Below are 11732 nucleotides of genomic sequence, written 5' to 3'. Positions count from 1 at the left end.
ATCAGTCGGCCAACTCCAGAATACGTACGACCAGTTGAGAAAATGTCAGCCCGGCCTGCTTTGCCGCCATCGGCACTAAGCTGTGGCTGGTCATGCCCGGTGAGGTGTTCGCTTCCAGCAGTTGGAAGTGTCCTTGATCGTCAGTCATGACATCAACGCGTCCCCAGCCGCTGCATCCGAGTGCACGCCAGGCTGACCACACCAGCTGTTGTAATTCCGCCTCGCGCTCGGCACTCAGCCCGGCTGGACAGAAGTACTGAGTATCGTCAGAAATGTATTTCGCTTCATAGTCATAGAACTCGCTGGCGGTCTTTATTTTTATCGCGGGCAGAATCTGGTCACCCAGAATACCAACGGTATATTCCTCACCGCTCAGAAAAGCTTCGACCAGCACATTGTCGTCGTGGCGAAACGCCTCTTCCAGCGCAGCTGACAGATCGCTTAACTGGTTTACACGGCTGATGCCGACGCTGGATCCCTCGCTGCTCGGTTTCACGAACAGGGGTAATCCCAATGCGCTAATCGCCGCCTCGGTCGCCGCATCCAGACCGCTCTGCATCTGTTCACGCGTAATCCAGACAAATTTACCCGCCGGCAGTCCCCTGCCCTGCCACAGCAGTTTGGTGCGCAACTTGTCCATGGTGACGGCGGAAGCCATCACACCGCTGCCGGTGTAAGGCAACTGCAGGAATTCCAGCACCGCCTGAAGCGTGCCGTCCTCGCCGCCGCGACCATGCAGGGCGATAAACACCTTTTCAAAACCTTGCGCGGTTAACTCCAGCACTGAGACGTCGCGGGTATCAATACCCTGTGCATCGATACCGGCTTCACGCAGGCCCGCCAGCACGGCACCGCCGGACATCAGGGACACGTCGCGCTCGGCTGACGTGCCGCCCATTAAAACGGCAACTTTAGTCATGACGGCCCTCCACTTTGCGTGCTGGCTGCAGTTTGCATTCAGCCAGCTTCCGCGCCACTTTACCGACGTTTCCTGCCCCCTGAACCAGAATCAGATCGTTGCCTGACAGCAAAGGCGCCAGCATTTCAACGAGCGCATCATGTTCCGGCACCAGAATAGGATCGACCTTGCCGCGATGACGAATGGCGCGGCACAGTGCACGGCTGTCTGCGCCTGGGATGGGCGTTTCGCCTGCGGCGTAGACATCCAGCATCAGCAAAACGTCAACCTGAGACAGCACGTTGGCAAAATCATCAAACAGGTCACGCGTGCGGGTATAACGGTGCGGCTGAAACACCATCGCCAGTTTTTTATCCGGCCAGCCCGCTCGCGCGGCTTTAATGGTGGCGTCAACTTCCGTGGGATGATGACCATAATCGTCCACCAGCATGGCGGTGCCAGGCTGCCCATTAACCGGCTCCGTAGGAAACTCACCCAGTTGGTCGAAACGACGACCGGTACCCTGGAAGCTTTCCAGCGCAGCCAGAATCGCGCTGTCTTCAATCCCTTCTTCGCTGGCCACCGCCACGGCGGCGGCGGCGTTTAAAGCATTGTGTCGACCCGGCGCATTCAGAGTGATCTGTAACGGCGCTTTGTCCTGACGAATCAGGCTGAAATGAACCTGCGCGCCGCGTTGTTCAAACGCCTCGATGCGAAAGTCGGCGTCGTCGCTGAAACCATAAGTAGTAATCTGGCGGCCGACACGCGGCAGCAGATCGCGGATCACGGCATCATCAACACACATCACCGCACGACCGTAAAACGGCAAATTGTGCAGGAAATTAATGAACGTCTGCTTCAGGTTTTCAAAATCGCCCTGATAGGTGTCCATATGATCCGCTTCGATATTGGTGACAACGGCGACCATTGGCTGTAAGTGCAGGAATGACGCATCGCTCTCGTCCGCTTCGGCGATCAGGTAGCGGCTACTGCCCAGACGTGCATGCGTGCCTGCGGCTTTTACCAGCCCCCCATTCACAAAGGTGGGGTCCAGACCGCCTTCCGCGTAAATGCTCGAGACCATCGCCGTCGTGGTGGTTTTGCCGTGCGTGCCGGCAATCGCAATACCGTGGCGAAAACGCATCAGCTCTGCCAGCATCTCTGCGCGGCGGATGACCGGGATTCGCTGTTCGCGTGCAGCCACCAGCTCAGGGTTGTCCTGCGCCACCGCACTGGAGACCACGACAACGCTGGCATCCGTTACGTTTTCCGGGCGATGGTTAAAGTAAATGGTCGCGCCCAGATTGATCAGATTCTGTGTCACCGGATTTGGCGCCAGATCAGAACCGCTGATATGGTAACCTTCATTCGCTAACACTTCGGCAATACCGCCCATGCCAGCACCACCGATGCCGACAAAGTGAATGTGCCGGACGCGACGCATCTCGGGCACGATAGAACGCAGTTTCGCCAGTTGTTGTGTATTCATTACGCTTTATTACCTACCTACTCATTCAGTTTGTGCTCAATATGAGCACGGGTCAGCCAGGCTGACCTGATGCGTTAATGTGCGGCGCGAGCCACTTCCTGCGCGACCCGTTCAGTCGCATCGGGTACCGCCACCTCGTGGGCTTTTTCAGCCATCGCGAGTAATGTTGGTCGATCCCAGTGACGCAACGTTTCCGCTACCGCCTCCGCTGTAAACTGCGGCTGCTCAAAAATTTTGGCTGCACCTGCGCCCTCAAGCGGCAAGGCATTCCAGTACTGCTGACGATCTTTATGCTGAAACGGCACGAAGATCGCCGGTAATCCTGCCGCGGCGATCTCACTCACCGTCAGTGCACCTGAGCGGCAAATCACGACGTCTGCCCAGGCGTAGGCCGCTGCCATATCATCAATAAACTCGGTCACCTTGTGATGGTCCTGACCCACTTGCTGATAAGCATGTTGAACGTCCTGCAACGCGCCTTTTCCGGTCTGATGCCAGACGGTAATCTGCTCACCCAGTAGAGCCGCAATCTGGGGCACGGTCTGGTTAAGGATACGTGCGCCCTGGCTGCCACCCACCACCAGAATACGGATAGCGCCGCTGCGCCCGGCCAGACGCTGAGCCGGTGAGGGCAGTGCCAGCACGTCTGTACGTACCGGGTTTCCTACCACCTCTGCGTGAGGAAAGGCGCCGGGAAACGCCTGCATAACCTTGGTGGCAATTTTTGCCAGCCACTTGTTTGTCAGCCCGGCGATCCCGTTTTGCTCATGCAGCACCACAGGAACACCACAGCTCCATGCAGCCAGGCCACCCGGCCCCGAAACATAGCCACCCATGCCCAGCACAACGTCAGGCTTCCAGGCTTTAATAATCTTGCGAGCCTGACGCCAGGCGTTGAAAATACGCACCGGTGCCAACAGCAGGGCTTTGATGCCCTTGCCGCGTAATCCGCTGATACGAATGAAGTCGATGTCGATACCGTGCTTCGGTACCAGATCGGCTTCCATACGATCTGCAGTGCCTAACCAGCGAACTTCCCAGCCCTGCGCTTTCAGATGATGGGCAACAGCCAGCCCCGGGAAAACGTGTCCACCGGTGCCACCTGCCATTACCATCAATCGTTTACCACTCATCGACCACCTCGGGTAAACGCCTGCGCTTTAGCCAGACGCGTTTCATAATCAATACGTAACAAAAATACGATGGCCGTCGACATAATGATCAAACTCGAGCCACCGTAACTAATCAGCGGCAACGTCAGACCTTTGGTCGGTAACATACCGGCCGCAGCGCCCACGTTGACCAGTGCCTGAAAGCTGAACCACACGCCAATTGAACAGGCTAAAAAGCCGGAAAAACGTTGATCAAGTTCAAGCGCGCGCCGGCCAATCGACATCGCACGAAAAGCCACGAAGAATACCATTAACAGCGCTAAAACCACACCGATGTAACCCAGTTCTTCTCCGATAATGGAGAAAATAAAGTCGGTATGGGCTTCGGGCAAATACTCCAGTTTCTGAACCGAATTCCCCAGCCCCTGCCCCCAGAATTCACCGCGGCCAAACGCCATCAGAGACTGCGTCAGCTGGTAGCCGCTGCCGAACGGATCTTCCCACGGATTCCAGAACGAGGTGACACGGCGCATACGGTATGGCTCGGCGATGATCAGCAGCACCACAGCAAAGATGCCGGAGCCGATAATGGCCAGGAACTGCCACAGTTTGGCCCCCGCCAGAAACAGCATCGCCAGCGTAGTGACAAACAGCACTACCACCGTCCCCAGATCGGGCTGGGCCAGCAGCAGTACGGCCAGCACCACCATCACGCCCATTGGCTTACAAAAGCCCCAGAAGTTATTTCGCACTTCTTCTACCTTGCGCACCAGGTAACTGGCGAGATAGCAGAAGAGCGTGAGTTTAGATAACTCAGCGGGCTGAATACGCAGCGGCCCCAAGGCAATCCAGCGTGACGCACCGTTTACCGAGCTGCCCACCACCAACACAATCAGCAGCATGGCGACGGAAACCATCAGCATTATGTTGCTGTAGCGCTGCCAGAAATCCATCGGAACGCGCAGCGTGACCAGCGCCATGCCGAATGCCAGCGCAATATAGAACGCATCACGCTTGGCAAAGTAGAACGGATCGTCATTCAGACGCTGACCTACCGGCATTGATGCCGACGTCACCATCACAAAACCAATCGCGGCTAATCCCAGGGTTAACCACAGCAGCGTACGATCGTAGAGCACCAGTGAGGTATCGTCGCTCTCACGCGACCCCATCACCCAGTTGCTCAGGCGACCTGACAGATAATTCACTATGCCTGCACCAGGAATCCGCATCAGCTTAACTCCCTTGCCAGCTGCGCGAAGACGTCACCGCGCTGTTCAAAATTGCGAAACTGATCGAGGCTGGCACAGGCGGGGGAAAGCAGTACCATATCGTCCGGCTGGACCTGTCTGGCGATCTGCTCCATGGCCTGCTGCAGCGTATCGGTACGCACCGCCACGTCAGGCCGCAGCGCGGCGAGCGCATCGCCATCGCGACCAAAGCAGTACAGCCGGATACGATCGCCTTGCAGATAAGTGGCCAGCGGCGAGAAATCAGCCGATTTCCCATCGCCCCCGAGCAGCAGCCAGAGCGTGCCGTTAACCTGTAAGCCTTTCAGTGCCGCTTCCGTGCTGCCAACGTTGGTCGCTTTTGAATCATTGATCCAGCGCACCCCGCGACTCTGATGAACCAGTTGAAAGCGGTGCGGCAGTCCAGAGTACGCTGCCAGCGCAGACAGGCTGGTTGAGCGGGGCAGCCCTACCGCATCTGCCAGCGCTAAAGCCGCCAGCGCATTGGTGTAATTGTGTTGGCCTACCAGCGTCATTTCGTCGGTATTCAGGACCTTCTCGCCTTTGGCGCGCAGCCAGATGCTGCCCTGCTGCTTATTAAGGTGATAATCACCAATATCGATACCAAAACTCACGCAGCGCGCGTCAGCGCCGCGTACCGGCATCGTCATGCCATCATCCGCGTTCACGACACAGACCTGCGCGTTTTCGTAAATCCGCAGTTTTGCTGCCCGATACTGCTGCATACCTAACGGATAGCGATCCATATGATCTTCAGTCACGTTAAGGATGGTGGCCGCTGCGGCTTTCAGGCTGTGAGTGGTCTCCAGCTGAAAGCTGGACAGTTCAAGGACATAGAGCTGCGCAGGCGCTTTCAGCAGGCTGAGGGCGGGTAAGCCAATGTTGCCGCCGACACCGACCTGCCAGCCTGCGGCCTTCGCCATTTCGCCGACTAAGGTGGTGACCGTACTTTTTCCGTTCGAACCGGTAATTGCCACGATGGGTGCCTGTGCTTCACGGCAAAACAGCTCAATATCGCCCACGATTTCGATGCCCGCATCCGCGGCTTCGCACAGCGCCGGATGTGCCAGCGCAATACCGGGGCTGGCAACAATCAGGTCGGCAGCCAACAGCCAGTCGCTGTTGATCCCGCCCACATAGCGCTCCACCTGCTCAGGCAGCTTGTCCAGCCCGGGCGGTGACATACGGGTATCCATCACGCGTGGCGTTACGCCCTGCGCTACAAAGAAATCAACACAGGACAGCCCGGTCAGGCCCAGTCCGATGATGACAACTTTTCTCCCGCGATAGTCAGCCATGATTAACGTACCTTCAGCGTCGCCAGGCCAATCAGCACCAGCATGAGCGAAATAATCCAGAAGCGCACAATCACGCGCGGCTCCGGCCAGCCTTTAAGTTCATAGTGGTGGTGAATCGGCGCCATACGGAAAATGCGTTGCCCGCGGAGCTTGAACGATCCCACTTGCAGGATCACCGACAGGGTTTCAACAACAAACACGCCGCCCATGATCACGAGTAAAAATTCCTGACGCAGCAGCACGGCGATGGTGCCCAGTGCGCCGCCCAGCGCCAGCGATCCGACATCCCCCATAAACACCTGGGCCGGATAGGTGTTGAACCAGAGGAACCCTAAGCCCGCCCCCACGATAGCGGTACAGACGATCACCAGTTCGCCAGCGTGGCGCAGATAAGGAATATGCAGATATTCTGCGAATTTCACGTTACCCGTTGCCCAGGCAACCAGCGCAAAGCCCGCCGCAACAAAGACGGTCGGCATGATCGCCAGGCCGTCCAGACCATCGGTGAGGTTAACGGCATTGCCGGTGCCGACGATGACGAAGTAAGCCAGTACGATGTAAAACAAGCCCAGCTGTGGCATAACATCTTTAAAGAAAGGCACCACCAGCTCGGTCGCCGGGGTATCTTTTCCGGCCAGGTAAAGCGCAAAAGCGACGCCCAGAGAGATCACCGACATCCAGAAATATTTCCAGCGCGCAATCAGCCCTTTCGTGTCTTTACGGACCACTTTGCGGTAATCGTCGACAAAACCGATCACGCCAAAGCCCACCAGCACCACCAGTACGCACCAGACGTACGGGTTGGAAGGATAAGCCCACATCAATACTGACAGGGTTATCGACGTCAAAATCATGATGCCGCCCATGGTCGGCGTACCGCGCTTGCTAAAGTGCGACTCTGGACCATCGTTACGCACAACCTGGCCGATTTGCAGTTTTTGCAACCACGCAATCAGCCGTGGGCCCATCCACAGTGAAATAAACAGTGCGGTCAGCAGGCTGACAATGGCGCGAAACGTCAGATACGAAAAGACGTTGAAGCCGGAATAAAATGCGACCAGATGCTCGGCCAGCCAAACTAACATGTTCCTTTCTCCTGTAAACTCTGTACTACCTGCTCCATGGCGGCACTACGCGAGCCCTTAATCAATACGGTCATTTCCTGGTGTGCGGACAGCAGCTGGCGTAAACGTTCAGTCAGCGCGGTTTTATCGCTGAAATGTTCGCCAACGCCACTGCTTTCACTCAGGAAGTGGCTGAACTGACCGGTGCTGAGCACCCGATCCAGCCCTGCAGCTTTAGCCGCCAGCCCGACTTCACGATGAAACTTTTCGCTTTCATCACCTAATTCAGCCATATCGCCCACGACCATCACACGGTAGCCCGGCATCTCAGACAGCACCTGTGCCGCCGCAACCATCGATCCTACGTTGGCGTTATAGCTGTCATCCAGAATGAGTTGATGCTCAGAGAGGCGAACAGGGAATAAGCGACCGGGAACGGACTGAAGACTTTTCAGGCCCGCCTGAACTGCGCTAAGCGGCGCATCGACCGACAGGGCGAGCGCAGCAGCGGCCAGCGCATTGGCGATATTGTGCCGCCCGGGCAACGGCAGAATGATGTCGGCTTCTCCACGGGGCGTGCGCATCACAAAATGGGTCCCATCCTGACGAATGCGGATATCATGCGCACCGAAGTCACAGTCCGCGGCCTGAGGCGAGAAACGCCAGACCGTTTTACCGTGCAGGTTCTCCTGCCAGCGCGGCCAGTCATTGCTGTCAGCATTTAAAATGGCCGTTCCCCTGGCAGGCAGGCCGTAAAAAATTTCACCCTTCGCTTTTGCTACACCTTCCAGCGACCCGAAGCCTTCGAGGTGCGCGGCGGCCAGATTATTGACCAGTGCCGCTTCCGGACGAACCAGGTCAGTGGTGTAAGCGATTTCGCCCTGATGATTGGCGCCAAGCTCAATGACGGCATACTGATGTTCTGGCGTGAGACGCAGCAAGGTCATGGGCACGCCAAAATCGTTATTCAGGTTACCGGCGGTATGCAGCGTTTCGCCGCACTGACGCAAAATGGACGCGGTCATCTCTTTCACTGACGTTTTGCCGGATGAGCCGGTCAGCGCGACAACGCGGGCAGTGGCCTGCTGGCGCACCCATGCTGCCAGCTTACCAAAGGCGATACGCGTATCTTTTACAACCACCTGAGGCACTGAGACAGGTAAATGCTTACTCACCAGCAAGGCTTTGGCACCCTTGGCGATGGCATCTTCTGCAAAGTCGTGGGCATCAAAACGCTCGCCCACGATGGCCACAAACAGGCTGCCTGCGGTGACCTTACGGGTATCCGTCGTGACGTCATTTAAAACCAGGTCATCGCCGTGCAGGGTGCCGCTGGCGATCTCTGCCAATGTGCTCAATGAAACCGGAATCATGCTACGCCTCCTAGCAGTGTGGCGACCGTGGCACGATCGGAGTAATCCAGGCGTTGATTGCCAATAATTTGGTAGTCTTCGTGACCTTTTCCAGCCACCAGTACGATGTCATCGGGCTGGGCCTGCATAATGGTGCTGGTCACGGCCTGCGCCCGACCGGCGACCACGCGGGCACGGCCAGGGTCAAGCAGCCCACTCAGAATATCCTGTACGATAGCCTGCGGATCTTCGCTTCGTGGGTTATCATCTGTCACCACCACGATGTCGGCAAATTGCTCAGCGATCGCTCCCATTAGTGGGCGCTTACCTTTATCACGATCGCCACCACATCCAAACAGGCACCATAGTTTGCCTTTGCAATGCAGCCGCGCCGCTTCCAGCGCTTTCTCTAATGCATCTGGCGTATGGGCATAATCCACTACCACGGTGGGTTTACCGGTGGCGCTAAAGACCTCCATGCGTCCGTTCACCGGCTGCAGTCTTGCCGCTACGCGCAGCAGATCGTCCAGGGCGTAGCCCAGCGCCAGCAGCGTCGCCAGCGCCAGCAGTAAATTGCTGACGTTGAAGGCGCCCATCAGGCGACTGTTCATTTCGCCCTCGCCCCAGCTGGAGTCAAAACGAATGTGCGCACCATTGTCGTGATAATTCACGTCAGTCGCACGAAGCCAGCGGCCATGACAGCCGGGCTGCAGATTATTTTCCATCGTGACGGCCACAGCGTCTGGCAGGTTTGCCAGCCAGCGGCGACCGACCTCATCGTCAGCATTGATAATGGCCACACCGACCTGATGTTCGGAAAACAGCAGCCATTTAGCGGACTCGTACTGCTGCATGTCACCGTGATAATCAAGATGGTCGCGACTGAGATTCGTAAAGACGGCAGCGGCAAACGGCAGCGCTGCGACCCGATGCTGTACCAGCCCGTGCGAGGAAATTTCCATTGCCGTCAGCGATGCGCCCTTCCTGACCAGTTCGTCCAGGTTATGTTGCACATCCACCGCTGAACCGGTGGTGTTTTCAGCCGGGACCAGTTGCCCGACCAGACCATTGCCGACTGTCCCCATCACCGCGCTGGTTTCACCCAGCAGGCTGGCCCACTGCGCCAGCAGCTGTGTGGTCGTGGTTTTGCCGTTCGTACCGGTCACGCCAATCAGTTTCTGCTTTTCGCCCGGCTGCTGGTAAAAACGGCCTGCCAGGGCAGAAAGACGCTGATGCAGTTGCGCCAGATAAATCACCGGTACGCCGTGCATCTCCCGAATTTCACCGTCGCTTGCTTCCCCTTCCGCTTCCGCGATAACGGCCGCCACGCCCTGCGCAATTGCCTGAGGAATAAACCGGCGTCCGTCAACCTGATGGCCTGCAATTGCAACAAACAGATCACCTGCAGCCGCTAAGCGACTGTCCAGAGTCATGTCACGCAACGGGCGCGCGGGTGCGTCAGGCACCCACGGTCCGAGTAAGTCGCGCAGGTTACGATCTGTCACTTGATTCCTCACTTCTGTTTGTCACCAACTCGTTTTTGTCATTGGTCGGCAGGGCATCCGGTTCGATGTTCATGGTGCGCAGCACGCCGCCCATGATGGCACCGAACACCGGTGCAGAAACCGCACCACCATAATATTTACCGGCCTGGGGATCGTTAATGACCACCACCAGCGCAAAACGAGGGCGACTGGCAGGCGCAACGCCTGCGGTATACGCAATGTATTTATTCACGTAACGACCATCCGGGCCGACCTTTTTCGCCGTACCGGTTTTGATCGCCACGCGATAGCCTTTAATGGCGGCTTTTACCCCGCCGCCGCCCGGTAGCGCCACGCTTTCCATCATGTGGACCACGGTTTTCACGAGGGCCTCAGGAAACACGCGCTCTCCGCCTACCGGCGGATCAACTTTCGTTATCGACAGCGGACGGGCAATGCCAAAGCTGCCAATGGTTGCATAGACTCGCGCTAACTGTAACGGGGTTACCATTAGCCCGTAGCCGAAAGAGAAGGTGGCCCTCTCTATGTCAGACCACCGTTGTTTTTTAGGGTATAAGCCACTACTTTCCCCGACCAGCCCCAAATTGGTCGGTTTGCCCAGCCCAAAGCGCGCGTAAGTTTCTACCAGTGCTGAGGAGGGCATCGCTAACGCCAGTCGTGAAACACCAACGTTACTCGATTTCTGTAAAACACCTGTCAAAGTCAGTTCGTTATAACGCGCGACATCTTTGATTTCATGGCCGTTGACGCGGTAGGGAACGGTATTCAGCACGCTGTTCTCTTTCACCACGCCACGTTGCAGCGCCGTCATCACTACCATCGGCTTCACCGTTGAACCGGGTTCAAAAATGTCGGTGATGGCGCGGTTACGCATCAGGTCTTTGGCCGTGTCGCTCAGATTATTCGGGTTGTATGCCGGACTGTTGGCCATCGCCAGCACTTCACCGGTGTTAACGTCCACCAGCACCGCCGTGCCTGATTCCGCTTTGTTAAACGCCACCGCGTTATTAAGTTCGCGGTAGACCAGCGCCTGCAGGCGTTCGTCGATGCTCAGCGTCAGGTTATGCGCGGCACGGCTGTCTACAGAGGAGATATCTTCGATAACACGGCCATAGCGATCTTTACGTACGGTTCGCTCGCCCGGCTCGCCGGTCAGCCATTTATCGAAGCTCTTTTCGATGCCTTCAATGCCTTCGCCATCAATATTGGTAAAGCCGATGAGGTGTGAGGTGACCTGCCCCGCCGGATAGTAGCGACGGGACTCTTCGCGCAGGTGAATGCCCGGCAGCTTAAGTTTTTTAACATATTCCCCAATGGCGGGATTAACCTGGCGCGCCAGATAAATAAAGCGCCCTTTGGGATTGGCATTTACGCGCGCGGCCAGCTGATCGATCGGGATGGAAAGCGCATCTGACAACGCTTTCCAGCGGCTGTCGAGCGTGACGCCACCGGCATCGTGCAGCTCTTTAGGATCGGCCCAGATCGCATTAACCGGCACGCTGACCGCCAGCGGACGGCCACCGCGATCGCTGATCATCCCGCGCGCGGTCGGCACCGCCTGAACGCGTAAGGAGCGTAAATCGCCCTCTTTAACCAGCTTGTCTGGATTGATCACCTGCAGCCACGCAACCCGGGACAGCAGCCCACCTAACGCCAGCAAAATGCAACCGCATAACAACGCAAAACGCCAGCTTACAAAGCTGGCTTTATCTTCTGGTTTTTTTAACTTCAGCGTTCTTTTTACGCCGTTCATTAGCAGTAACA

At 57.0% G+C, this 11732-nt stretch carries 9 protein-coding genes; all 9 read right to left on the bottom strand.

The window, feature by feature from the left end; translation table 11 throughout:
* Position 1 precedes the first annotated feature (1 nt).
* Entirely contained in the window at positions 2-919 is a 918-nt protein-coding gene (locus NYE92_RS18615) for a D-alanine--D-alanine ligase (RefSeq protein ID WP_013024615.1), read from the bottom strand.
* Positions 912-2387 (bottom strand): UDP-N-acetylmuramate--L-alanine ligase, encoded by a 1476-nt coding sequence (gene murC, locus NYE92_RS18610; protein ID WP_013024614.1) that lies wholly within the window; start codon positions 2385-2387, stop codon positions 912-914. Before murC ends, NYE92_RS18615 begins: the two co-directional genes overlap by 8 nt.
* Positions 2388-2461: 74 nt before the next feature.
* Positions 2462-3520 carry an undecaprenyldiphospho-muramoylpentapeptide beta-N-acetylglucosaminyltransferase gene (gene murG / locus NYE92_RS18605; protein WP_013024613.1) on the bottom strand — a complete coding sequence of 353 codons (1059 nt, stop codon included), beginning with the start codon at positions 3518-3520 and terminating at the stop codon, positions 2462-2464.
* The gene (gene ftsW / locus NYE92_RS18600; protein WP_013024612.1) at positions 3517-4731 is read right to left on the bottom strand and encodes a cell division protein FtsW; all 1215 of its coding nucleotides are present in this window, start codon (positions 4729-4731) and stop codon (positions 3517-3519) included. Before ftsW ends, murG begins: the two co-directional genes overlap by 4 nt.
* Positions 4731-6047 (bottom strand): UDP-N-acetylmuramoyl-L-alanine--D-glutamate ligase, encoded by a 1317-nt coding sequence (murD, locus tag NYE92_RS18595; protein WP_029571008.1) that lies wholly within the window; start codon positions 6045-6047, stop codon positions 4731-4733. The genes ftsW and murD overlap by 1 nt, the downstream gene beginning before the upstream one ends.
* 2 nt (positions 6048-6049) lie before the next feature.
* On the bottom strand, positions 6050-7132 hold the full coding sequence (gene mraY / locus NYE92_RS18590; RefSeq protein ID WP_013024610.1) for a phospho-N-acetylmuramoyl-pentapeptide-transferase: 1083 nt from the start codon (positions 7130-7132) through the stop codon (positions 6050-6052).
* Positions 7126-8484 carry a UDP-N-acetylmuramoyl-tripeptide--D-alanyl-D-alanine ligase gene (murF, locus tag NYE92_RS18585; protein ID WP_210449968.1) on the bottom strand — a complete coding sequence of 453 codons (1359 nt, stop codon included), beginning with the start codon at positions 8482-8484 and terminating at the stop codon, positions 7126-7128. Before murF ends, mraY begins: the two co-directional genes overlap by 7 nt.
* Positions 8481-9968 carry a UDP-N-acetylmuramoyl-L-alanyl-D-glutamate--2,6-diaminopimelate ligase gene (gene murE / locus NYE92_RS18580; RefSeq protein ID WP_014606589.1) on the bottom strand — a complete coding sequence of 496 codons (1488 nt, stop codon included), beginning with the start codon at positions 9966-9968 and terminating at the stop codon, positions 8481-8483. The genes murF and murE overlap by 4 nt, the downstream gene beginning before the upstream one ends.
* On the bottom strand, positions 9955-11721 hold the full coding sequence (locus NYE92_RS18575; protein WP_013024607.1) for a peptidoglycan glycosyltransferase FtsI: 1767 nt from the start codon (positions 11719-11721) through the stop codon (positions 9955-9957). Before NYE92_RS18575 ends, murE begins: the two co-directional genes overlap by 14 nt.
* Positions 11722-11732 lie beyond the last annotated feature (11 nt).

Source organism: Pantoea sp. B566, from assembly GCF_024793925.1.
GTDB classification, from domain to species: Bacteria; Pseudomonadota; Gammaproteobacteria; order Enterobacterales; family Enterobacteriaceae; genus Pantoea; species Pantoea ananatis.
Note: the sequence above shows the minus strand (reverse complement) of the source record. Positions and strands in the feature narration are given on the sequence as shown.

What these genes read in the sequence shown, in the direction of transcription:
- murF (WP_210449968.1), bottom strand. Translation starts at nt 8,484, where the DNA reads ATGATTCCGGTTTCATTGAGCACATTGGCAGAGATCGCCAGCGGCACC.
- murG (WP_013024613.1), bottom strand. Translation starts at nt 3,520, where the DNA reads ATGAGTGGTAAACGATTGATGGTAATGGCAGGTGGCACCGGTGGACAC.
- NYE92_RS18615 (WP_013024615.1), bottom strand. Translation starts at nt 919, where the DNA reads ATGACTAAAGTTGCCGTTTTAATGGGCGGCACGTCAGCCGAGCGCGAC.
- mraY (WP_013024610.1), bottom strand. Translation starts at nt 7,132, where the DNA reads ATGTTAGTTTGGCTGGCCGAGCATCTGGTCGCATTTTATTCCGGCTTC.
- NYE92_RS18575 (WP_013024607.1), bottom strand. Translation starts at nt 11,721, where the DNA reads ATGAACGGCGTAAAAAGAACGCTGAAGTTAAAAAAACCAGAAGATAAA.
- ftsW (WP_013024612.1), bottom strand. Translation starts at nt 4,731, where the DNA reads ATGCGGATTCCTGGTGCAGGCATAGTGAATTATCTGTCAGGTCGCCTG.
- murC (WP_013024614.1), bottom strand. Translation starts at nt 2,387, where the DNA reads ATGAATACACAACAACTGGCGAAACTGCGTTCTATCGTGCCCGAGATG.
- murD (WP_029571008.1), bottom strand. Translation starts at nt 6,047, where the DNA reads ATGGCTGACTATCGCGGGAGAAAAGTTGTCATCATCGGACTGGGCCTG.